22 protein-coding genes are annotated in these 21,460 nt (G+C 59.7%); 14 read left to right on the top strand and 8 right to left on the bottom strand.

All coding sequences use genetic code 11. From position 1 onward, the window contains the following. Window positions 1-22: 22 nt before the first annotated feature. Both dgoD and NMB39_RS28510 read left to right on the top strand, forming a co-directional pair. Complete coding sequence (gene dgoD / locus NMB39_RS28515) at window positions 23-1,171, top strand: galactonate dehydratase (RefSeq protein WP_057023217.1); 1,149 nt, start codon at window positions 23-25, stop codon at window positions 1,169-1,171. Between the two features lie 193 nt (window positions 1,172-1,364). Then, window positions 1,365-2,669, top strand: a complete 1,305-nt coding sequence (locus NMB39_RS28510) for an MFS transporter (RefSeq protein ID WP_494339754.1) — start codon at window positions 1,365-1,367, stop codon at window positions 2,667-2,669. A 33-nt stretch (window positions 2,670-2,702) separates the two neighbouring features. Here NMB39_RS28510 and NMB39_RS28505 read toward each other — a convergent pair whose 3' ends face one another. The 3 genes from NMB39_RS28505 to trpB form a co-directional block, all read right to left on the bottom strand. Further along, window positions 2,703-4,361, bottom strand: a complete 1,659-nt coding sequence (locus tag NMB39_RS28505; protein WP_494339755.1) for an FAD-binding oxidoreductase — start codon at window positions 4,359-4,361, stop codon at window positions 2,703-2,705. A gap of 192 nt (window positions 4,362-4,553) precedes the next feature. Then, window positions 4,554-5,363, bottom strand: coding sequence for a tryptophan synthase subunit alpha (gene trpA / locus NMB39_RS28500; RefSeq protein WP_043048279.1), 810 nt, complete (start codon window positions 5,361-5,363; stop codon window positions 4,554-4,556). Continuing rightward, the gene (gene trpB, locus NMB39_RS28495; RefSeq protein WP_043048280.1) at window positions 5,364-6,590 is read right to left on the bottom strand and encodes a tryptophan synthase subunit beta; all 1,227 of its coding nucleotides are present in this window, start codon (window positions 6,588-6,590) and stop codon (window positions 5,364-5,366) included. A gap of 110 nt (window positions 6,591-6,700) precedes the next feature. Between trpB and NMB39_RS28490 the strand changes: the two genes are divergently transcribed. Then, complete coding sequence (locus tag NMB39_RS28490; protein WP_198719436.1) at window positions 6,701-7,597, top strand: LysR family transcriptional regulator; 897 nt, start codon at window positions 6,701-6,703, stop codon at window positions 7,595-7,597. 8 nt (window positions 7,598-7,605) lie between these two features. On the opposite strand, the gene NMB39_RS28485 is transcribed toward NMB39_RS28490, so the two are convergent. Continuing rightward, window positions 7,606-7,932, bottom strand: a complete 327-nt coding sequence (locus NMB39_RS28485; RefSeq protein WP_003170746.1) for an ElaB/YgaM/YqjD family protein — start codon at window positions 7,930-7,932, stop codon at window positions 7,606-7,608. Between the two features lie 157 nt (window positions 7,933-8,089). Here NMB39_RS28485 and NMB39_RS28480 point away from each other — a divergent pair, with 157 nt between their 5' ends. Both NMB39_RS28480 and NMB39_RS28475 read left to right on the top strand, forming a co-directional pair. Continuing rightward, a complete protein-coding gene (locus tag NMB39_RS28480; RefSeq protein ID WP_005783406.1) occupies window positions 8,090-8,305 on the top strand; it encodes a dodecin in 216 nt (71 codons plus the stop codon). Between the two features lie 115 nt (window positions 8,306-8,420). Further along, a complete protein-coding gene (locus tag NMB39_RS28475; RefSeq protein ID WP_198719435.1) occupies window positions 8,421-8,645 on the top strand; it encodes a DUF1161 domain-containing protein in 225 nt (74 codons plus the stop codon). A 58-nt stretch (window positions 8,646-8,703) separates the two neighbouring features. Here the strand turns inward: NMB39_RS28475 and NMB39_RS28470 are convergent, their stop codons facing one another. After that, complete coding sequence (locus NMB39_RS28470; protein WP_046070243.1) at window positions 8,704-9,705, bottom strand: LLM class flavin-dependent oxidoreductase; 1,002 nt, start codon at window positions 9,703-9,705, stop codon at window positions 8,704-8,706. A 218-nt stretch (window positions 9,706-9,923) separates the two neighbouring features. Between NMB39_RS28470 and NMB39_RS28465 the strand changes: the two genes are divergently transcribed. Together NMB39_RS28465 and NMB39_RS28460 are read left to right on the top strand one after the other, a co-directional pair. Further along, window positions 9,924-10,355, top strand: coding sequence for an OsmC family protein (locus NMB39_RS28465; RefSeq protein WP_043048284.1), 432 nt, complete (start codon window positions 9,924-9,926; stop codon window positions 10,353-10,355). 205 nt (window positions 10,356-10,560) lie between these two features. Beyond that, window positions 10,561-10,800, top strand: coding sequence for a DUF1161 domain-containing protein (locus NMB39_RS28460; protein ID WP_057023210.1), 240 nt, complete (start codon window positions 10,561-10,563; stop codon window positions 10,798-10,800). Here the strand turns inward: NMB39_RS28460 and NMB39_RS28455 are convergent, their stop codons facing one another. Then, window positions 10,801-11,223: a PA0061/PA0062 family lipoprotein gene (locus NMB39_RS28455; RefSeq protein ID WP_494339756.1), complete on the bottom strand. Its 423-nt coding sequence runs from the start codon at window positions 11,221-11,223 to the stop codon at window positions 10,801-10,803. A 110-nt stretch (window positions 11,224-11,333) separates the two neighbouring features. Between NMB39_RS28455 and NMB39_RS28450 the strand changes: the two genes are divergently transcribed. Next, entirely contained in the window at window positions 11,334-12,377 is a 1,044-nt protein-coding gene (locus NMB39_RS28450; protein WP_494339757.1) for an aminopeptidase, read from the top strand. Between the two features lie 84 nt (window positions 12,378-12,461). Here NMB39_RS28450 and NMB39_RS28445 read toward each other — a convergent pair whose 3' ends face one another. Both NMB39_RS28445 and NMB39_RS28440 read right to left on the bottom strand, forming a co-directional pair. After that, complete coding sequence (locus NMB39_RS28445) at window positions 12,462-13,121, bottom strand: HAD family hydrolase (protein ID WP_494339758.1); 660 nt, start codon at window positions 13,119-13,121, stop codon at window positions 12,462-12,464. Then, the gene (locus NMB39_RS28440) at window positions 13,118-13,660 is read right to left on the bottom strand and encodes a gamma carbonic anhydrase family protein (protein WP_494339759.1); all 543 of its coding nucleotides are present in this window, start codon (window positions 13,658-13,660) and stop codon (window positions 13,118-13,120) included. Before NMB39_RS28440 ends, NMB39_RS28445 begins: the two co-directional genes overlap by 4 nt. A gap of 102 nt (window positions 13,661-13,762) precedes the next feature. Between NMB39_RS28440 and prlC the strand changes: the two genes are divergently transcribed. From prlC to NMB39_RS28410, 6 genes are all read left to right on the top strand, one after another. After that, entirely contained in the window at window positions 13,763-15,814 is a 2,052-nt protein-coding gene (gene prlC / locus NMB39_RS28435) for an oligopeptidase A (protein ID WP_494343365.1), read from the top strand. Then, window positions 15,811-16,086 (top strand): YheV family putative zinc ribbon protein, encoded by a 276-nt coding sequence (locus tag NMB39_RS28430; protein ID WP_017528719.1) that lies wholly within the window; start codon window positions 15,811-15,813, stop codon window positions 16,084-16,086. The genes prlC and NMB39_RS28430 overlap by 4 nt, the downstream gene beginning before the upstream one ends. A 290-nt stretch (window positions 16,087-16,376) precedes the next feature. After that, on the top strand, window positions 16,377-17,129 hold the full coding sequence (locus NMB39_RS28425) for a gluconate 2-dehydrogenase subunit 3 family protein (protein WP_057023204.1): 753 nt from the start codon (window positions 16,377-16,379) through the stop codon (window positions 17,127-17,129). A gap of 2 nt (window positions 17,130-17,131) precedes the next feature. Continuing rightward, complete coding sequence (locus NMB39_RS28420) at window positions 17,132-18,916, top strand: GMC family oxidoreductase (protein ID WP_056847535.1); 1,785 nt, start codon at window positions 17,132-17,134, stop codon at window positions 18,914-18,916. Between the two features lie 12 nt (window positions 18,917-18,928). Then, the gene (locus NMB39_RS28415; protein WP_057023203.1) at window positions 18,929-20,227 is read left to right on the top strand and encodes a cytochrome c; all 1,299 of its coding nucleotides are present in this window, start codon (window positions 18,929-18,931) and stop codon (window positions 20,225-20,227) included. Window positions 20,228-20,306: 79 nt separating this feature from the next. After that, complete coding sequence (locus NMB39_RS28410) at window positions 20,307-21,365, top strand: PA0069 family radical SAM protein (RefSeq protein WP_306956751.1); 1,059 nt, start codon at window positions 20,307-20,309, stop codon at window positions 21,363-21,365. Window positions 21,366-21,460: the final 95 nt, after the last annotated feature.

The following is a 21,460-nucleotide window of genomic DNA, read 5'->3' as shown; positions in this document are numbered from 1 at the left end:
GCATCTATAAGAGAGACAAGAGATGAAAATCACCAAACTGACGACCTTTATCGTCCCGCCGCGCTGGTGCTTCCTCAAGGTCGAAACCGACCAGGGTGTGACTGGCTGGGGTGAGCCTGTGGTCGAAGGCCGCGCTCACACCGTCGCGGCTGCTGTCGACGAACTGTCCGACTACCTTATCGGCAAAGACCCACGCAATATCGAAGACATCTGGACCGTGCTCTATCGCGGCGGCTTCTACCGTGGCGGTGCCGTGCACATGAGCGCCCTCGCCGGCATCGACCAGGCGCTGTGGGATATCAAGGGCAAGGCCCTCGGCGTCTCGGTCAGCGATCTGCTGGGCGGCCAGGTGCGCGACAAGATCCGCGTGTATTCGTGGATCGGCGGCGACCGACCTGCCGACACTGCCCGCGCCGCCAAAGACGCCGTGGCCCGTGGTTTCACCGCGGTAAAAATGAACGGCACCGAGGAGTTGCAGTTCGTCGACAGTTTCGAAAAAGTTGACCTGGCCCTGGCCAACGTCGCGGCCGTGCGCGATGCAGTTGGCCCTAACGTGGGTATCGGCGTCGACTTCCATGGCCGCGTGCACAAACCTATGGCCAAGGTGCTGATGAAAGAGCTCGACCCGTACAAGCTGATGTTCATTGAAGAGCCGGTGCTCAGCGAAAACTACGAGGCGTTGAAAGAATTGGCACCGCTGACCAGTACGCCGATTGCCCTGGGCGAGCGCCTGTTCTCGCGTTGGGATTTCAAGCGCGTACTCAGCGAAGGCTATGTCGACATCATCCAGCCGGACGCCTCTCACGCGGGCGGTATTACCGAAACTCGCAAGATTGCCAACATGGCCGAAGCCTACGACGTGGCCTTGGCCCTGCATTGCCCGCTCGGTCCAATCGCGTTGGCGGCGTGCCTGCAGTTGGATGCGGTTTGCTACAACGCGTTTATCCAGGAGCAGAGCCTGGGCATTCACTACAACGAGAGCAATGACCTGCTCGACTACGTGCGTGACCCGGGCGTATTCGACTATGACCAGGGCTTTGTGAAGATTCCGAACGGGCCGGGCCTGGGCATCGAGATCAACGAGGAATATGTGATTGAGCGCGCGGCTATCGGCCATCGCTGGCGCAATCCGATCTGGCGTCATGCCGATGGCAGTTTCGCGGAATGGTGATTCCTACTTGAAGAATCGCGGTTAAAAATGTGGGAGGGGGCTTGCTCCCGATAGCGGTAAATCTGCCACCGACGATGTCGACTGACACTCAGCCATCGGGGGCAAGTCGAATCGTCGCACCGCCCCTCCCACATTTCTAACCGCGTTTATTCAGTTAGACCTATCCTCAATAAACATAAGAAGAGGCAACCCCATGCACCCTGAACCCCTCACCGGCCAGGCTTCTTTAGTCACGCCCAGCCGAAAGCGTTTCTTCATCATGGTGCTGCTGTTTATCACCGTGGTTATCAACTACCTCGACCGCAGCAACCTGTCGATTGCCGCCCCGGCGCTGACCAGCGACCTGGGCATCGACCCGGTGCAGGTCGGGCTGATTTTCTCGGCGTTCGGCTGGACTTACGCGGCCATGCAAATCCCCGGCGGCTGGCTGGTAGACCGCGTGCCGCCGCGTATTCTCTATACGGTCGCCCTGCTGCTGTGGTCGGTTGCCACCGTCATGCTCGGTTTCGCCGCCAGCTTCATCGCGCTGTTCGTGTTGCGCATGGCGGTGGGCGCATTGGAAGCACCGGCCTATCCGATCAACAGTCGTGTGGTCACCACTTGGTTTCCTGAGCGCGAGCGCGCGACCGCGATTGGCGTCTATACCTCCGGGCAATTCGTTGGCCTGGCGTTCCTCACGCCGGTCCTGGCCTGGCTGCAACACCAATACGGCTGGCACATGGTGTTTGTCGTCACTGGGGGTGTCGGCATCCTGTGGGCCGCGATCTGGTACGCGGTGTATCGCGAACCGAAGGATTTCAAGGGCGCCAATGCGGCTGAAATCCAGTTGATCCGTGATGGTGGCGGCCTGGTGGATATGCAGGCACAAACCGCCAAGGCGCCGTTCAGTTGGGTCGACCTGGGTATCGTGCTGAGCAAGCGCAAACTCTGGGGCATATACCTGGGCCAGTTCTGCCTGAACTCCACGCTGTGGTTCTTCCTGACCTGGTTCCCGACGTACCTGGTGAAGTATCGCGGCATGGACTTCATCCAGTCAGGCTTGCTGGCATCATTGCCGTTCCTCGCCGCGTTTGTGGGCGTGCTGTGTTCGGGGGTGTTTTCCGATTGGCTGATTCGCCGTGGAGCCTCGGTGGGCTTTGCGCGCAAGCTGCCGATCATCAGCGGCCTGCTGATTTCTACGGCGATCATCGGCGCCAACTACGTGGACTCCACCGCGTGGGTCATCGCGTTCCTGGCGGTGGCGTTTTTCGGCAATGGCCTGGCATCGATCACCTGGTCATTGGTGTCGACCCTGGCGCCTGCGCGGTTGCTGGGGCTGACCGGGGGCGTGTTCAACTTCATCGGTAACCTGGCAGCGATTGCCACGCCTATCGTGATTGGCTTTCTAGCCAGCGGCGATTCGTTTGCGCCGGCGATTACCTATATTGCGGTACTGGCATTGCTTGGTGCGCTTTCCTACATATTGCTCGTAGGTAAAGTCGAGCGGATCGAGCTGTAAAAGCGGGCGACCTCAGGGTCGCCCTTTTTCGAGCTACGGCACCGACATCTCGTTACGAAAAATATGGCGTGGGTCCCAGCGCTGCTTGGTACGTCGTAATCGGCTTTCGATGATCAGGTCGGGGAAGAAGATTCGGTACCACTGGGGGTTTTTGCCGTTGGGCGGATTGCCGCCCACGTACGTCATGTCGAGGTCAGGGTAGTTGATGTAGCAACCTTCGAACTCATTGTTGATCGGTACGCCCTGAGCATCGGCAAACGCGTTTAAGTACAGCCCTCGGATCCAGTCGGCATGGGCTTGTTCCGAAGCGTCGCTGGCGTCGCGCCAATAACATTGTGGCTGCCACTTGAGGTAGGAAGAGCGCTGCGCGACGGAAGATTCCCTGCGCACTGGCGCGCTGACGGCATTGATCTGTCCACCGAAAGACTGAATCTGGATAAGGCTTTGTGTCAGGTGCTTGTCTGGGTCGGGCCAGTTCAATGTGGTCCAGATGGCGTCCAGTATCTGCGAGGTGAATGAACCCTTTTGGTAAGCCGATTTATAGCGCCCCCGCTGGTTGTCCCCTGAGCCATTCAACGTCTGTTGGCACACCAGCCAATCCAGGCGCTGCTCGGCTGCCTTCGCGGCTGAGACTGAGTCGATGGTGCGGCCGGTAGCGGTGCCGGGCGGCAGATGGATGACATGAAACGGCACCAGCGATTCTGTAGCGGGAAGGCCAATGGCTGTGAGCATCCTGCTGACAAAGTCATCGAAGGGCGCCCGGTCGTTCAGTTCGCCATCCTTGTCCACATAGTGAATGCCCAAGGTAACGTTGCCCGTGTGTCGGTGGCGCATCTCAAGCTTGGTCGCCAGCCCCCAAGTGTCCGGGTTGTCTTGATTGTTGGCAAACCATGACTGATAGGCGACCAGCAGGTTGTCGAGCGCGGGTTTGGTCAGTACTGACCAGTCCCATTCCAGCACCAGCCACAGCACTTCCTTCGGTGCAGCAGGCAGGTCCTTGAAGTAATAGCTGGTGATGATGCCGAACTGTCCGCCACCTGCACCGCAGCACGCGGCGAACAGGTCCAGTTCGTCCTGGCTGGTGCTGTTTCTTGAAACGTGATGCTTTTCGAGAGCTTTGCCTTCGATATCGGGCACCAGGATATCCACACCGCTCAGCCAGTCACACACCAGTCCGTATTTGCGTGACAACAGCCCATAGCCGCCCCCGCATATGTGCCCGCCCAGGCCCACCGAATAGCACGACCCCCCTGGCAGGGTCTTGTTGGCCAGTTTGTATAACGCCACGTAGACATCCCAGTTTTGGGCACCGGCTTCGAGGCGAAAGCTATAGCGTTCAGTTGCTGCGGGGTCCAGATCGGAACCGATTTGCCCGGCAACGTCGTAGACCACTCGGTTCAGCGCACTGATATCCAGGATCGACAGCACCTCATGGGGGCTGTCGGGCATCTTGTTGGCGACAAAACCTTCGTAGCAATGGCCTCCGCTGCGCACGGTAATGCGCCCGTTGGGTTGGGCCAATGCCTGCGCGGCGGCATCTATGATGTCTTGCGAGCTGTGGCAGAGGTAGATCAGGTTGGCGCCATTGGGCGAGGACTGGCCCTGCACGTTGCCGAGTGGCCAGCGCAGGTTGAAACCTTTCTGCAATGTTGAATGACGGCGGTCTGAAGGGGTGACGAGATCAAATGCCATGATGTGCTCCTAAAGAGACAAAGATGACTTCTGATGCGGCTAACTTAACGACCGGGGGCAAGGACTGCGTGGCCTGCGAGGGTGGTTAGACGGCAAAGGGCACGAAGCGCGTTAAACGGAGGCGGGCGACATGCCCGCCTCCCTTGAAGCCTAGCTGATCAGCCGGAAGGCGTTCAGATGGAGGGATTACATTTACTTGCGAGCGTTACGCACACCTTCCGACAGCGCCGCGCACAGGCTCAACACGCCATCAATGGCTTGCTGGTCGTTTTCGGCGTTGGCGATATGGTCGATCAGCGCTGAACCCACCACTACACCGTCTGCCAGGCGAGCAATGGCCGCTGCCTGGTCCGGCGTGCGTATGCCAAAGCCGATGCTGATCGGCAGGTCGGTATGGCGACGCAGGCGGGTCACGGCTTCTTCGACATGCTCCAGGGTGGCGGCACCGGCACCGGTCACACCGGCCACCGACACGTAATACACAAAGCCGGAGCTGCCGTTGAGCACGGTGGGCAGGCGTACGTCATCGGTGGTCGGGGTGGTCAGGCGGATAAAATCGATGCCCGCGGCCTGGGCCGGGTCGCACAGTTCGCCGTTATGCTCAGGCGGCATGTCGACCACGATCAGGCCGTCGACGCCGGCTGCCTTGGCATCGGCAATGAACTGTGGCACTCCGTATTTGTGGATCGGGTTGAAATAGCCCATCAACACCAGTGGGGTATCGTTGTTGTCCTGGCGAAACTCGCGGACCATTTGCAGGGTCTTCACCAGGTTCTGCTTGGCGGTCAGCGCACGGATATTGGCCAGTTGAATAGCCGGGCCGTCAGCCATCGGGTCAGTGAAGGGCATGCCCAGCTCGATCACATCGGCGCCGGCTGCCGGCAGGCCCTTGAGGATCGCCAGCGAGGTGTCATAACCCGGGTCGCCGGCGGTGACGAAGGTCACCAGGGCGGCGCGGTTTTGTTCCTTGAGTTGCGCGAAGCGGGTTTGCAGGCGGCTCATTTAGTGTTTCTCCTGCTGAGACTGTTCCATGTGGTGCATCACGGTCTGCATGTCTTTGTCGCCACGGCCGGACAGGTTGACCACCATCAGGTGATCCTTCGGCAAGGTCGGTGCGCGCTTGAATACTTCTGCCAGGGCGTGGGCGCTTTCCAGCGCAGGGATAATCCCTTCCAGGCGGCAGCACTTGTGGAAGGCATCCAAGGCTTCGTCGTCGGTCACCGAGGTGTACTGGACGCGGCCGATATCATGCAACCAGGCGTGTTCAGGGCCGATGCCGGGGTAGTCGAGGCCGGCGGAAATCGAGTGGGCGTCGATGATCTGGCCGTCGTCGTCCTGCAGCAGGAAGGTGCGGTTGCCGTGCAGCACGCCCGGTACGCCGCCATTGAGGCTGGCGGCGTGCTTGCCGGTTTCGATGCCATGGCCTGCGGCTTCAACACCGATGATCTCGACGCTGGTGTCATCCAGGAACGGGTGGAACAGGCCCATGGCGTTGGAGCCGCCGCCGATGCATGCCACCAGGCTATCCGGCAGGCGGCCTTCCTGGGCTTGCAGCTGGGTACGGGTTTCCTTGCCGATCACGGCCTGGAAGTCGCGCACCATCGCCGGGTAAGGGTGTGGGCCGGCCACGGTGCCGATCAGGTAGAAGGTGCTGTCGACATTGGTTACCCAATCACGCAGGGCTTCGTTCATCGCATCTTTCAGAGTACCGGTGCCGGCGACCACCGGAATCACTTCGGCGCCCAGCAGCTTCATGCGGAACACGTTGGCCTGCTGGCGCTCGATGTCAGTGGTGCCCATGTAGATTACACATTGCAGGCCAAAGCGTGCGGCGACAGTGGCGGTGGCCACGCCGTGCATGCCGGCGCCGGTCTCGGCGATGATGCGTTTCTTGCCCATGCGCCGCGCCAGCAGGATCTGGCCGATGCAATTATTGATCTTGTGCGCGCCGGTGTGGTTGAGCTCTTCGCGCTTGAGGTAGATCTTGGCGCCGCCACAGAACTCGGTCAGACGTTCGGCGAAGTACAGCGGGCTGGGGCGTCCGACGTAGTCGCGCTGGAAGTAGGCCAGTTCTTCGTTGAACGCGGGATCAATCTTGGCCGCTTCGTATTCACGGGCCAGGTCGAGAATCAACGGCATTAAGGTTTCAGCGACGTAGCGGCCACCGAACCCACCAAACAGGCCGTTGGCGTCAGGGCCGTTGCGTAGATCGGTCTGGGACTGAGTCATGGGACGCTCCAGGGAAGAATGTGTTTAAGAGGCAATGACGGCCACTCTACCCCTGACGCTGTAGCCTGAAAACCGATAAGATCGCCTCAACCTGTCAGGAAAACTCACAGATGAGCCGCGACCTTCCACCCCTCAACGCCTTGCGCGCATTTGAAGCCACCGCCCGCCTCAATAGCGTCAGCCAGGCCGCCGAGCAATTGCATGTGACACATGGTGCGGTGAGCCGCCAGTTGAAAGTGCTTGAAGAACACTTGGGTGTAAGCCTGTTCGTCAAGGAAGGGCGAGGCCTTAAACTCACAGATGCGGGCGTAAGGCTGCGAGATGCCAGCGCCGAGGCGTTCGAGCGTTTGCGGGATGTGTGCGCTGAACTAACCCAGAGCAGCGCCGATGCGCCTTTCGTACTCGGTTGTTCGGGCAGTTTGCTGGCGCGTTGGTTTATTCCGCGCCTGGGGCGCTTGAATGCGGATTTGCCGGACTTGCGCTTGCACCTGTCTGCCGGCGAAGGTGACCTTGACCCTCGTCGCCCCGGGTTGGACGCGCTGCTGGTATTTGCCGAGCCGCCGTGGCCGGCGGATATGCAGGTGTATGAACTGGCAAGCGAACGCATCGGTCCGGTCATGAGCCCGCGTTTTGACGGTTATGAACAGTTGCGCCTGGCACCGGCATCGGCCTTGGCCGATGAAGCGCTGTTGCACACCACGTCGCGGCCCCAAGCCTGGCCCAGTTGGGCGCGTCAACAGGGTATCGAGCCCGGCGCGTTGAAATTCGGCCAGGGATTCGAGCATTTGTATTATTTGCTGGAAGCGGCAGTTGCAGGATTGGGAGTGGCGATTGCGCCAGAGCCGCTGGTGGCAGAGGACCTGCGTGCGGGTCGCCTGGTGGCGCCGTGGGGTTTCAGCGAAACCCCGGCGCACCTGGCGTTGTGGCTACCCAAGCGCGCCGCGGACGGGCGCGCCGGGCAGTTGGCGCAATGGCTCAAGGCCGAGCTGATGCGCCAACCGCTATAGCCGGTAAATCAGTCGCCGCGCTTGCACAGCAGGTAAGCCGCCAGCAGACCCAGCGCGCCAACGGCGACGCCGGCGGTGGTCCATGGATGCTCTTGTGCATAGTCCCGGGTGGCAACACCGGTTTCGCGGATTTTGACTTTGCTTTCTTCATAGGCATCGCTGATCAGATGACGAGAGTGCTTGAGGGCGTTCTCGGCGTTGCTTTTCAGGGCCTTCAGCGTTTTGCGCGACTCATCGGATGCATCATCCTTGAGGCTCTCAAGGGACTTGAGCAGGCTCGAGATCTCGGCTTCCATGCTTTCCAGCGACGCTTTGCGTAAAGAAGTGTTGGCCATGTGAACATCTCCTGAAGTGATTGAGTGGCGTGTGTAGATACCGACTGCGGCGGTTTCAGAAAGTGCAGTAATTCTGAACTTTCACCTCTCAACGGTCGCCAGAAGCAGTACGAGTATTCACTGCTAGTCTTGATTAACGACCCCTAGGAGAAACGCCATGAGTGATCATCACACCTACAAGAAAGTCGAACTGGTGGGTTCTTCCACCACCAGCATTGAAGATGCGATCAACAATGCCCTGGCTGAAGCGAACAAAAGCATCAAGCACCTGGAGTGGTTTGAGGTGACCGAAACCCGTGGTCACATCAAGGATGGCAAGGCCGCGCACTTCCAGGTCACGCTTAAGGTGGGATTCCGAATTGCCAGTAGTTAATCGGCTGAGTTGAACTTTGACCGCTGGCCGATTGCCATAACCTGCGCTACAAACAACGGGTGCCGACGCGATGAGCGTCGGCACGCTCTTTCGATCAGCGCAAGGAAAGTAACGGATGAAGAAGTTTCTGTTGGCGGTAGGTTTGTTGGGCATTGCGGGCACGGCCCTGGCGGCGGGCAAGCCTTGTGAAGAGCTGAAAAGCGAAATTGCAGCGAAAATCGACGCCAAGGGCGCGTCGGGTTATTCACTGGAAGTGGTGGATAAAGGCGCTTCGACCGACGCTAAAGTGGTCGGCACCTGCGAAGGTGGCACCAAGGAAATCGTCTACAAACGCGGTTAATCCCGTGTTGCAGACATAAAAAACCGACGCAGGTGCGTCGGTTTTTTTTCGTCTGGGTTCAGCCTTTCATAACCTGTGCCAGCAACTCGTAGGAATGAATCCGGTCGGCGTGCTCGTACAGGTCACTGGTGAAGATCAGCTCATCGGCGCCGGTCTGCTCGATCAACACCTCCAGCTTGGCGCGGATCTTCGCCGGGCTGCCGACCATGGCCAGGCCGAGGAAGCTTGCGACCGCGTCTTTTTCATGGGGCAACCACAGGCCATCCATGGTTTTCACCGGTGGGCGCTGCACCAGGCTTTGGCCGCGCATCAGCGCGAGGATGCGCTGGTACACCGAGGTGGCCAGGTAATCGGCCTGTTCATCGGTATCCGCCGCCACCAGAGGAATGCCGAGCATCACGTAGGGCTTGTCCAACACTGCCGACGGCTTGAAGTGATTGCGGTACACGCGAATCGCCTCATGCATCAAGCGCGGTGCGAAATGGGAGGCGAAGGCGTAGGGCAAACCCCGCTCACCGGCCAATTGCGCGCTGAACAGGCTTGAACCCAGCAGCCACACCGGCACGTTGGTGCCGGTGCCCGGTACGGCGATCACCCGTTGATCGGGCGTACGTGGGCCCAGGTAGGCCATCAATTCGGCCACATCCTCGGGGAAATCATCGGCACTGCCTGAGCGTTCACGGCGCAGAGCGCGGGCGGTCATCTGGTCGGAGCCGGGCGCTCGGCCCAGACCCAGGTCAATACGGCCGGGGTAGAGGCTTTCCAGGGTGCCGAACTGCTCGGCGATCACCAGCGGCGCATGGTTAGGCAGCATGACTCCGCCGGAACCCACGCGGATGGTCGAAGTGCCGCCGGCCAGGTAGCCGAGCAGTACCGAGGTGGCCGAGCTGGCGATGCCGTCCATATTGTGGTGCTCAGCTACCCAGAAACGGTGGAAGCCGAATTTTTCCACGTGCTGGGCCAGGTCCAGGGAATTGCGCAGCGACTGCGCTGGGTTGCCGTCGGCGCGCACGGGCACCAGGTCGAGTGTCGAAAATTTTACGTCGGACAGCGATTTCATAAGCCTGCTTCTCCAAAGGGGCGCACAGGCTTTTTTTATCGAGCCAAAACCTGCCGCGGCATGTGCATGCCCTATGCAATGAGGGCATATACCCGAGATTCAATAGTACGCGAGAATTTTCCTACTTAATCACTAGGTTTTTCTTACGAGTGAACTTTGCCGTGGCGTCTATCCTCAGAACCCTTACTGACACAAAACCACCGTTCGAGGAGAAAGCTATGAGCATCGTTAAAAAGGCATCCGCGCATTGGGAAGGTGATCTGAAGACTGGCCTGGGTTCCATTTCCACGGAAACCGGCGTACTGCGCGAAGCGCCCTACGGCTTTAAGGCCCGATTCGAGGGCGGCAAGGGCACCAACCCAGAAGAACTGATCGGCGCGGCTCATGCCGGCTGCTTTTCCATGGCGTTTTCCATGATTCTCGGCGATGCCGGGCTCAAGGCAGACAGCATCGACACCCAGGCTGATGTGACGCTGGACCAGGTCGATGGCGGCTTTGCGATCACTGCGGTGCATCTGACCCTGAAAGCGAAGATCCCAGGCGCCAGCCAGGCACAGTTCGATGAACTGAGCAAAAAGGCCAAGGAAGGGTGCCCGGTTTCCAAGGTGCTGAATGCGACCATCACCCTGGATGGCACGCTGGTTAACTAACTCAGCACTGCCTGTGTGGGAGGGGGCTTGCCCCGATAGTGGTGGGTCAGCCAATAGTTGGATGGCGGATACACCTTTATCGGGCACAAGCCCCCTTCTCATTTAGTTCTGCGTTAAATCAGAACTCGTGTTTCCCCCATGTGGTCCTATAGCCTATGCAGCCTTAGGCGCACACTCGTGCGCATGCATTCAGGGAGCTACACACATGAAACGTTTTGCCTTGGCGATCATCTGCGCTGTATTGGCCACTTCGGCCGTGGCCGCGCCAAAAGATTGTGAAGAGCTCAGGAAGGAAATCGAGGTGAAGATCCAGGCCAAGGCGATTCCGTCCTACACCCTGGAAATCATCACCGCCGAAGAAGCCAAGAATCATGACGAAGCCATGATTGTCGGGTCGTGCGAAAACGGCACCAAGCGCATCATCTATCAGAAGAACAACGACTGATCAAATGCAGTTAACGCTGCGTTCTTCGGCCAGCAACTGCCGTGCTGAGTCATACAGCCGGATATTGGGCGTGAACGCCAGCGAGCGGCCTTCGAGCACATAGCGCTGGCCGGCCTGGAAATGGTCGTACTGCAAGGTCATGAAGCAGGTTCGATACATCATCTGGCTGAGCCCCCCCAAACCACCGCCGGCGGGCACTTCAAAATCAAAGCGCACCATCAGCTCGTGATGGCCGGGGGGCATCTGGAAAAAGCGTCCGTCGTCGAGGTTTTTCCCATCCAGTCGCTGGGCCATGACCAACTTGGAGCCCGGGGTCGGCGTGGTGAAGTCGACCCAGGCCTGCTGCGGGTCGGCTGGCGGGAGAGGCGTCGAAGCGCAGGCGCTGAGGAACAGGGCGGCGACGGGAAACATAAACTGACGCATGGCAGGTACTCAACGCAGGGAGAGGTTTGAGTATAAACACGCCGCGCCGTAGAAAAATTCCATAAAAGCGCGATAGCTTGGCGAATTAATCAACCAGGAGCAGTGGGGGCATGATCAGGCGTTTTCTTCCAGGGTTGATGGTTGTGCTACTCAGCGGTTGTTCCAGCGTCAGTTATTACAGCCAGTTGGCGAGCGGCCAGTGGCAGTTGTTACGCGCCAGGGAGCCGGTTGCCGAGGTCATTGCCGACCCCTCTCGCCCGCCATTGCTGCGCGAGCATCTGGTTCAATCGCAGAAAGCCCGAGCCTTTGCCAGTGAGCACTTGCATCTGCCCGACAACCAGAGTTACCGGCTATATGCCGATATCGGTCGGCCCTATGTGGTGTGGAATGTCTTTGCCACGCAGGAGTTTTCCCTGTCCGCTGAAAACCACTGCTTTCCCATTGCCGGTTGCGTCGCCTATCGCGGCTACTACCGCCAGGGTGCGGCGCGTGGCGAAGCGGCGCTGTTGCGGCAACGGGGCATGGACGTATCGATCGGTGGCGTCGAGGCCTATTCCACCTTGGGTTGGTTCAACGACCCGATCATGAGTTCGATGATGAGTTGGGGCGACGAGCGCCTGGCCACACTGATTTTTCATGAGCTGGCCCACCAACGCTTTTACGTGAAAGACGACACCGAGTTCAATGAATCCTATGCCAGCTTCGTTGAGCAGGAAGGCACTCGTCAATGGCGGGCGGCACGAGGCCTGGCGCCCGTCAGCGATGCGGCGTTGAAGCAGCGCGACCAGTTTATCCGGCTGATTCTCGAAACCCGCAAACGCCTGGAAGCGCTGTATGCGCAGCCGTTGGCAGCGGACGTGATGCGGCAGGCCAAAGCGGCGCAGTTCGAGCGCTTGCGCAGTGAATACCGGCAGATGCGTGATAGCCAATGGGGCGGCGACAAACGTTATGACGCCTGGATCAACCAGCCGATGAATAACGCACGGCTGTTGCCGTTCGGGCTGTATGACCAGTGGGTGCCGGCGTTCGCAGCGTTATTTGCACAGGAAGGTGGGGATTGGGTGAAGTTTTATGCGGCTGTGGAAAGGCTGGGTGGGTTGCCAGTGGAGCAGCGTAAAGCGGCGTTGAGGCAGTTGGAGGGTGCTGGCCGTTAGGGCCTAATCGGGGGCAAGCCCCCTCCCACAATTGGACTGCGTTCACAGTTCAGTGTGGGAGGGGGCTTGCCCCCGATAGCGATTTCAAGTGCGCTGTAAAAACGCCTGATGCATCAGTGCCAACGTTTCGAAATGCCAGGTCGGTGCCTCGGCATTCAACTCCTCAAAACTGCCAAACCCATACCCCACCGCCGCCGAATCCAGCCCGTTGCTGCGTGCGCCAATCAGGTCATGCTTGCGATCACCAATCATCAAGGTGGTGGCCGGGTCCAGCCCTTCCTCACGCATCAAGTGGGCGATCAACTCGATCTTGTTGGTGCGCGTGCCGTCCAGCTCGCTGCCGTAGATCACCTTGAAGTGCTTGGCGAAGCCGAAATGCCGCGCAATCTCACGGGCAAATTCCCACGGCTTGGAGGTGGCTACGTATAGCTGGCGGCCCTGGCTGTTCAGCTCTTCCAGCAATGGCATGACGCCGTCGAATACGCGGTTTTCATACAGCCCGGTGACCTTGAAGCGTTCGCGATAGAAGTTCACCGCTTCCCAGGCCTTGGCCTCGTCGAAGCCGTAGAACTGCATGAACGCCTGCAGCAAGGGCGGACCGATGAAGTGTTCGAGCTTGGTCAGATCGGGCTCGTCGATGCCCAATTTGCCGAGGGCATACTGGATCGACCGGGTAATGCCCTCACGTGGGTCGGTCAGGGTGCCGTCCAGGTCGAACAGGACGGTGGAGTGGTTCAGATTCATTGATCGAAGCCTTCATCCAGGTGCAGGTCCTTGAGCTTCACGTAGTTCGCGGCGCTGTAGGTGAAAAAGGCACGCTCCTTGTCAGTCAGGGCGCGGACCTGTTTAACCGGGCTGCCCACGTACAAGAAGCCGCTGGCGAGTGTCTTGCCTGGCGGCACCAGGCTGCCGGCGCCGATGATCACGTCGTCCTCGACCACGGCACCGTCCATCACGATACTGCCCATGCCGATCAGGATGCGGTTACCTACGGTGCAGCCATGCAGCATGACCTTGTGGGCGATGGTCACGTCGTCACCGATCAGCAGCGGGAAACCGTCAGGATTGAACGGCCCTGCGTGGGTAATGTGCAGCACGCAGCCGTCCTGCACGCTGGTCCGTGCACCGATGCGGATGCGGTGCATGTCGCCGCGTATCACTGTCAGCGGCCATACCGAGCTGTCGGCGCCGATTTCGACATCGCCGATCACCACCGCCGAAATATCGACAAAAGCCCCGGTGCCCAGGGTCGGCGTGTGGTTCTGATAGGTGCGAAGGGTCACGATAGCCTCTCTCTCTTCTGCTGATAGCTGCGGTGGGTGTTGATTGTAATTAAGATGGCCCCATCTTTGTTCTTACATGTTTCTTCAGCCAAGGTGCCAACCGTGAGCGCGAACAACCCTCTTTTGCAGTCCTACGACCTGCCGCCGTTCTCGGCGATCCGTGCCGAGCACGTCCAGCCGGCCATCGAACAGATCCTCGCCGACAACCGTGTGGCTATCGCAGACATCCTGCAAAGCCAGGGTAAAAATCCGACATGGGCCGGTCTGGTCCTTGCCATGGATGAACTCAATGATCGTCTTGGCGCTGCCTGGAGCCCGGTCAGCCACCTCAATGCCGTGTGCAACAGCGCCGAGCTGCGCGAAGCCTACGAGGCTTGCTTGCCGGCATTGAGCGCCTACTCCACCGAAATGGGCCAGAACCGCGAACTGTTCCAGGCCTTCGAAGCCTTGGCCAACAGCCCAGAGGCCGCCGGTTTCGACGTGGCGCAGAAAACCATCCTGGAACACGCCCTGCGCGATTTCCGCCTGTCGGGCATCGACCTGCCGCCGGAACAGCAAAAGCGCTACGCCGAAGTGCAAAGCAAGCTTTCCGAGCTGGGCAGCAAATTCTCCAACCAGTTGCTGGACGCCACCCAAGCCTGGACCAAACACGTCACCGATGAAACCACCCTCGCCGGCCTGACCGACTCTGCCAAGGCGCAAATGGCCGCTGCGGCCCAGGCCAAGGGCCTTGATGGCTGGCTGATCACCCTGGAATTCCCCAGCTACTACGCGGTAATGACCTACGCCCAGGACCGCGCCTTGCGTGAAGAGGTGTACGCCGCTTACTGCACCCGTGCATCGGACCAAGGTCCGAACGCCGGCCAGAACGATAACGGCCCGGTGATGGAGCAGATCCTCGACCTGCGTCAGGAACTGGCCCAGTTGTTGGGTTTTGCATCCTTCTCCGAGCTGAGCCTCGCAACCAAGATGGCCGAGTCCAGTGACCAGGTGCTGAGCTTCCTGCGCGACCTGGCCAAGCGCAGCAAGCCGTTTGCCGCCCAGGATTTGCAGCAGCTCAAGGCTTACGCCGCCGAACAAGGCTGCGCCGACCTGCAGAGCTGGGACAGCGGTTTCTACGGCGAAAAACTGCGCGAGCAGCGCTACAGCGTGTCCCAGGAAGCCCTGCGCGCCTACTTCCCCATCGACAAGGTGTTGGGTGGGCTGTTTGCCATCGTTCAGCGCCTGTATGGCATTGAGATTGCCGAGCTAAAAGGCTTCGACACCTGGCACCCGGATGTCCGCCTGTTCGAAATCAAGGAAGGCGGAAAGCACGTCGGGCGCTTCTTCTTCGACCTGTACGCTCGCGCCAACAAGCGCGGCGGTGCCTGGATGGATGGAGCCCGTGACCGCCGCCGCACCGTCGATGGCGTGCTGCAAAGCCCCGTGGCCAACCTGGTGTGCAACTTCACTCCAGCCGACAGCGGCAAGCCTGCCCTGCTGACCCACGATGAAGTCACCACGCTGTTTCACGAATTCGGCCACGGCCTGCATCACCTGCTGACCCGCGTCGAACATGCCGGCGTATCCGGTATCAACGGCGTGGCGTGGGATGCGGTGGAGTTGCCGAGCCAGTTCATGGAGAACTGGTGCTGGGAGCCCGAGGGCCTGGCACTGATTTCCGGCCACTATGAAACCGGCGAGCCGCTGCCCCAGGACCTGCTGGAAAAAATGCTCGCCGCGAAAAACTTCCAATCCGGCCTGATGATGGTGCGCCAGCTGGAGTTTTCGCTGTTTGACTTCGAGCTGCACGCCACCCATGGCGATGGCCGCAGCGTGGCGCAGGTCCTTGAAGGCGTGCGTGACGAAGTCTCGGTGATGCGTCCACCGGCCTACAACCGCTTCCCTAACAGCTTCGCGCACATTTTTGCCGGTGGTTATGCGGCGGGTTACTACAGCTACAAGTGGGCGGAAGTGCTGTCCGCGGACGCATTTTCCAAGTTCGAAGAAGACGGAGTGCTCAACGCCCAGACCGGTCGCGCCTTCCGCGAAGCGATCCTGGCGCGTGGAGGTTCCCAGGCACCGATGGTGCTGTTCGTCGACTTCCGCGGACGAGCGCCGTCGATTGACGCACTCTTGCGCCACAGCGGCCTGAGTGAGGACGCGGCAGCATGAGTGAAGGGCCTGTGATTACCAAAAAGCAATTTATCGCTGGGGCAGTCTGCCCGGCGTGCAGCGAGCCGGACAAGTTGAAGATGTGGACCGAAGACAGCGTGCCGCACCGTGAATGCGTGGCCTGCGGCTATACCGATACGCTGAATGATCAAGGCCTGTCGGTGCCCAAGGAGTTGGGCACGCGGGTCAATACGTCGGCGCTGAAAGCGCCTGCGGATCCAAAAGTGCAAGCCGTGCAGTTCTTTCCCAACCCCAAGTTGAAAAAAGACTAACAACCTGTACGCATACCGAAATGTGGGAGGGGCTTGCCCCCGATAGCGGCGTTCCAGCCATGCATAGGTTGGCTGACACGACCCTATCGGAAGCAAGCCCCCACCCACTTTCTATGCGACTTAGGTCGCTGAATCTCTCCTCTACATCCTTAGCCTGCTATCATTTGTAACTATTGATTGCGGCTGCGCTCTATTTCATTGGATCGGTTGGATCCAATGTGCCGCTAAAAAAAGACGAACCGTTCTCAGAAGCGGCTGCCGAACCCGTGCCCACATGATGAGGTGTACCCATGTCTGATCAAGATCAAGACAACCCCCGGCGTGACTTTCTACGCAAATCCTTGACCTTGATCCCGGTGGTCACGGTTGCCAGCACCGGCCTTGGCGGTTCGATGCTGATGGCCACGCCGGAGCCTGCCCAGGCCGCACCGGTCAAGCCGGCCCCAAACGACAAGACCTATGAGCCAAGCTATTTTACGGCTGAGGAATGGGCATTTATCAATGCCGCCGTGGAGCGCTTGATTCCCGCTGACGCACAGGGCCCTGGCGCCTTGGAAGCTGGCGCGCCGGAATACATCGACCGTCAGATGAATACGCCATATGCCAGTGGCGCGCTGTGGTACATGCAGGGACCGTTCAATGCCGATGCAGCACCGGAGATGGGCTGGCAGAGCAAACTAGTGCCCAAGGAAATCTACCGCCTGGGTATTGCTGCGACGGATGCATGGTCGAAGGCGTTCAACGGTAAAGTTTTTGCTGCGCAAGACAGCGCTACCCGAGACGATATGCTGCGGCGCCTGGAGGCTGGCGGCAGTGAGGTCGCAGCGCATTTCGAGGCGGTGCCAGCGAAGATATTCTTCAACCTGCTGCTGCAAAACACTAAGGAGGGTTTCTTCTGCGATCCCATCCACGGCGGCAATAAGGGCATGGTCGGCTGGACCATGATCGGCTTCCCGGGCGCCCGCGCCGACTTCATGGATTGGGTAGAACGCAACGAGCAATACCCCTTTCCGGCTGTTTCCATTCGCGGCGAGAGGGCATAAACGTGGCGACTATCATGAAGAAAGTGGATGCGGTGATTGTTGGCTTCGGCTGGACCGGCGCGATCATGGCCAAGGAGCTGACGGAAGCGGGCCTCAACGTGGTAGCGCTGGAGCGCGGCCCGATGCAGGACACTTATCCGGACGGCAACTATCCCCAGGTCATCGACGAATTGACCTACAGCGTGCGTAAGAAGCTGTTCCAGGATATCTCCAAAGAGACGGTGACCATTCGCCATAGCGTGAATGATGTTGCCCTGCCCAACCGTCAGTTGGGTGCATTCCTGCCGGGTAATGGCGTAGGGGGCGCGGGCCTGCATTGGTCAGGTGTGCATTTTCGTGTCGACCCCATCGAACTGCGCATGCGTAGCCATTACGAAGAGCGCTATGGGAAGAACTTTATTCCCAAGGACATGACCATCCAGGATTTCGGTGTCAGCTACGAAGAGCTGGAGCCATTTTTCGACTATGCGGAAAAAGTCTTCGGCACCTCCGGTCAGGCGTGGACCGTCAAGGGGCAGTTGGTAGGCGAAGGTCGTGGGGGCAACCCGTATGCGCCGGATCGCTCCAACCCGTTCCCGTTGGAGGCGCAGAAAAATACGGTCTCCGCACAGCTGTTTCAGAAAGCCGCGGCTGAAGTGGGCTACAAACCCTACAACCTGCCGTCGGCCAATACTTCGGGGCCCTACACCAACCCTTATGGCGCGCAGATGGGCCCGTGTAATTTCTGCGGTTTTTGCAGTGGCTACGTGTGCTACATGTATTCCAAGGCTTCACCGAACGTGAACATTCTGCCGGCCCTTCGCCAAGTGCCGAACTTCGAGCTGCGACCCAATTCCCACGTGCTTAAGGTCAACCTCGACAGCACCCAGAAAAAAGCCACCGGCGTGACTTATATCGACGCCCAGGGCCGCGAATGCGAGCAGCCGGCAGACCTGGTGATTCTTGGCGCGTTCCAGTTCCATAACGTGCGCCTGATGCTGCTGTCGGGCATCGGCAAGCCCTACGACCCGATCACCAATGAGGGCGTGGTGGGCCGCAACTTCGCCTACCAGAACATGGGCACCATCAAGGCGTTCTTCGACAAGGACACTCACACCAACAATTTCATCGGCGCGGGCGGCAATGGCGTGGCCATCGACGACTTCAACGCCGACAACTTCGACCACGGCCCCCACGGCTTCGTGGGTGGCTCGCCGATGTGGGTCAATCAGGCCGGCAGCCGGCCGATTGCCGGTACCTCCAACCCGCCGGGCACGCCGGCCTGGGGCAGCGCCTGGAAGCGCGCCACCGCCGATTACTACACCCATCAGGTGTCGATGGATGCCCACGGCGCCCATCAGTCCTACCGCAGCAACTACCTGGACCTGGATCCGGTTTACCGCGATGCCTACGGTTTGCCGCTGCTACGCATGACCTTCGACTGGCAAGAAAACGACATCAAGATGAACCGCTTCATGATCGAGAAGATGGGCAAGGTCGCCCAAGCCATGAACCCCAAGGCCATCGCGGTGTTGGGTAAAAAAGTCGGCGAGCACTTCAATACCGCCTCATACCAGACCACCCACCTTAACGGTGGCGCGATCATGGGCACCGACCCAAAAACCAGTGCGTTGAACCGCTACCTGCAGTGCTGGGATGTACACAACGTGTTTGTCCCAGGTGCCTCTGCCTTCCCACAAGGGTTGGGCTATAACCCTACGGGGCTGGTGGCAGCGTTGACCTATTGGTCGGCTCGAGCGATCCGCGAGCAGTACCTGAAAAACCCCGGCCCACTGGTTCAGGCATAAGGAGCGATGACCATGAAAGCATTCGTTATCGCCTCCCTGGCGCTCTTCAGCAGTTGCTCGGTCAGCGCTGCCGAAACCGACTTGATCAAGCAGGGTGAATACCTGGCGCGTGCCGGTGACTGCGTGGCCTGCCATACCGCCAAGGGTGGCAAACCCTTCGCCGGCGGCCTGCCCATGGAAACCCCCATCGGGGTGATCTATTCCACCAACATCACCCCGGACAAGACCGGCCTGGGCGACTATAGCTTCGAGGACTTCGACAAGGCCGTGCGCCATGGCATCGCCAAGAACGGTAGTACGCTTTACCCGGCGATGCCCTATCCGTCTTATGCGCGCGTTAGCGACAGCGATATGCAGGCGTTGTATGCGTATTTCATGAAGGGCGTTGAGCCGGTTGCCCAAGAGAACAAGGACAGCGATATTCCCTGGCCCTTGAGCATGCGCTGGCCTTTGGCGGCTTGGCGCTGGATGTTCGCGCCAGCGGTCGAGGAGCATCAGGCGCAAACCGCTGCTGATCCGGTGATCAATCGTGGTGCTTATCTGGTTGAAGGCCTCGGCCACTGCGGCGCCTGCCATACGCCTCGTGCCCTGACCATGCAGGAAAAAGCCCTGAGTGCCGCTGATGGCAACGCCTTCCTGTCTGGCAGTGCACCGTTGGAAGGCTGGATCGCGAAAAGCCTGCGCGGTGACCACAAGGATGGCCTCGGCAGCTGGAGCGAGGAGCAACTGGTGCAGTTCCTCAAGACCGGTCGCAGTGACCGCAGCGCGGTGTTCGGTGGCATGAGCGATGTTGTCGTCCATAGCATGCAGTACATGTCGCAGGACGACCTGACCGCTATCGCCCGTTACCTCAAGAGCCTGCCGGCGGTCGACCCCAAGGACCAGCCACACCAGTACGACAAGCAGGTAGCCCAAGCGCTCTGGAAAGGCGATGACAGTGAGCCAGGCGCGTCGGTGTATATCGATAACTGCGCGGCCTGCCACCGTACCGATGGCCATGGCTATACGCGTGTGTTCCCAGCACTGGCGGGTAACCCGGTGTTGCAGACGGCGGATGCCACATCGTTGATCAACATCGTGTTGAACGGCGGTACTTTGCCTGCGACCCATACGGCGCCATCGACCTTCACCATGCCGGCGTTCGCCTGGCGCCTGTCGGACCAGGAAGTGGCGGACGTGGTCAGTTTCATCCGTGGCAGCTGGGGCAACAAAGGGGCGCCAGTCAATGCCAGTGAGGTGGCGGACCTGCGCAAAAGCAATATGCGCACGACCTCGGGGGATGACTTGGGGCAGGTGACGCAAAAGCGCTGACCTCCCTGGCCGCCCAACGGCACTGGTCAGAAACCTCACGCCTCGATACTGTATATAAAAACAGTATCGAGGCGTTTTCATGTCTACTGCGTTGCCGCCCCGGGGTCGGGGTACAGCCACCAACCTGCACAACCGGTTTGCACCTACTGTCAGCGTGGCTGAGGACGACGGCTGGTATCAGGAGGTGCCCGAGACCCAAGGCACCGAGGTGCGTATTGAAACGGCCAAGACCATCATCACGCGCAATAACTCGCCGGACTTGCCCTTTGATCGTTCCATCAACCCTTATCGCGGCTGCGAGCATGGTTGCATCTACTGTTATGCGCGGCCCAGTCATGCCTATTGGGACATGTCCCCGGGGCTGGACTTCGAAACCAGATTGATCGCCAAAACCAACGCGGCTGATGTGCTGGAACAGCAGCTGTCGAAGCCTGGCTACGTGTGCGCGCCGATCAACCTGGGCTCCAATACCGATCCGTACCAGCCTATCGAGCGTGAATACAAGATCACTCGGCAAACCCTGGAAGTGCTGCTGCGCTACCGGCACCCGGTGACTATCATCACCAAGGGGTCGTTGATATTGCGCGATCTCGACCTGCTGACCGAGCTGGCCCGCCAACGGCTGGTGGCGGTGATGATCAGCCTCACCAGCCTGGACGATGAACTCAAGCGCATCCTGGAACCACGCACGGCGGCGCCCAAGGCGCGGCTGAGGGCGATTCGGGTTATGCGCGAGGCGGGTATCCCGGTCGGCGTGTTGTGCTCGCCGATGATTCCGATGATCAACGACAGCGAATTGGAGAGCCTGCTCGCCGAGGCTCACGCGGCCGGGGCACAAAGCGCGGCCTATATGATGCTGCGCTTGCCGTTGGAGGTTGCGCCGCTGTTCGAGGAATGGCTGGCGGCCCATTATCCTCAGCGTGCCGCCCATGTCATGAGCCTGGTGCGCCAGGTGCGCGGTGGCCAGGTGTATGACAGCCGCTTCGGTGTGCGAATGCGGGGTGAAGGGCCATTTGCGGACCTGCTGGCGCAACGCTTCAGCAAGGCGATCAAGCGCCTGGGGCTGGATCGTCGTGAAGGTTTCAATCTGGATTGCGCGGCGTTCTGTCCGCCGGGCAGGCAAATGGCATTGTTGTAGACTGATGAATAAGACGGCACCATTACTGTATGAGTGGTCGCGTTTTGATATCACTGAAAGCCCCGAGCTAGAGCGGTTCATTCAGTTTGAGTTAA

The sequence above is a fragment of the Pseudomonas sp. FBCC-B545 genome, from assembly GCF_059134095.1.
Note: the sequence above shows the minus strand (reverse complement) of the source record. Positions and strands in the feature narration are given on the sequence as shown.

Excerpts from the sequence above, each read along its gene's own strand:
- dgoD (WP_057023217.1), top strand. The coding sequence starts at position 23 with ATGAAAATCACCAAACTGACGACCTTTATCGTCCCGCCGCGCTGGTGC.
- NMB39_RS28510 (WP_494339754.1), top strand. The coding sequence starts at position 1,365 with ATGCACCCTGAACCCCTCACCGGCCAGGCTTCTTTAGTCACGCCCAGC.
- NMB39_RS28505 (WP_494339755.1), bottom strand. The coding sequence starts at position 4,361 with ATGGCATTTGATCTCGTCACCCCTTCAGACCGCCGTCATTCAACATTG.
- trpA (WP_043048279.1), bottom strand. The coding sequence starts at position 5,363 with ATGAGCCGCCTGCAAACCCGCTTCGCGCAACTCAAGGAACAAAACCGC.
- trpB (WP_043048280.1), bottom strand. The coding sequence starts at position 6,590 with ATGACTCAGTCCCAGACCGATCTACGCAACGGCCCTGACGCCAACGGC.
- NMB39_RS28490 (WP_198719436.1), top strand. The coding sequence starts at position 6,701 with ATGAGCCGCGACCTTCCACCCCTCAACGCCTTGCGCGCATTTGAAGCC.
- NMB39_RS28485 (WP_003170746.1), bottom strand. The coding sequence starts at position 7,932 with ATGGCCAACACTTCTTTACGCAAAGCGTCGCTGGAAAGCATGGAAGCC.
- NMB39_RS28480 (WP_005783406.1), top strand. The coding sequence starts at position 8,090 with ATGAGTGATCATCACACCTACAAGAAAGTCGAACTGGTGGGTTCTTCC.
- NMB39_RS28475 (WP_198719435.1), top strand. The coding sequence starts at position 8,421 with ATGAAGAAGTTTCTGTTGGCGGTAGGTTTGTTGGGCATTGCGGGCACG.
- NMB39_RS28470 (WP_046070243.1), bottom strand. The coding sequence starts at position 9,705 with ATGAAATCGCTGTCCGACGTAAAATTTTCGACACTCGACCTGGTGCCC.
- NMB39_RS28465 (WP_043048284.1), top strand. The coding sequence starts at position 9,924 with ATGAGCATCGTTAAAAAGGCATCCGCGCATTGGGAAGGTGATCTGAAG.
- NMB39_RS28460 (WP_057023210.1), top strand. The coding sequence starts at position 10,561 with ATGAAACGTTTTGCCTTGGCGATCATCTGCGCTGTATTGGCCACTTCG.
- NMB39_RS28455 (WP_494339756.1), bottom strand. The coding sequence starts at position 11,223 with ATGCGTCAGTTTATGTTTCCCGTCGCCGCCCTGTTCCTCAGCGCCTGC.
- NMB39_RS28450 (WP_494339757.1), top strand. The coding sequence starts at position 11,334 with ATGATCAGGCGTTTTCTTCCAGGGTTGATGGTTGTGCTACTCAGCGGT.
- NMB39_RS28445 (WP_494339758.1), bottom strand. The coding sequence starts at position 13,121 with ATGAATCTGAACCACTCCACCGTCCTGTTCGACCTGGACGGCACCCTG.
- NMB39_RS28430 (WP_017528719.1), top strand. The coding sequence starts at position 15,811 with ATGAGTGAAGGGCCTGTGATTACCAAAAAGCAATTTATCGCTGGGGCA.
- NMB39_RS28425 (WP_057023204.1), top strand. The coding sequence starts at position 16,377 with ATGTCTGATCAAGATCAAGACAACCCCCGGCGTGACTTTCTACGCAAA.
- NMB39_RS28415 (WP_057023203.1), top strand. The coding sequence starts at position 18,929 with ATGAAAGCATTCGTTATCGCCTCCCTGGCGCTCTTCAGCAGTTGCTCG.
- NMB39_RS28410 (WP_306956751.1), top strand. The coding sequence starts at position 20,307 with ATGTCTACTGCGTTGCCGCCCCGGGGTCGGGGTACAGCCACCAACCTG.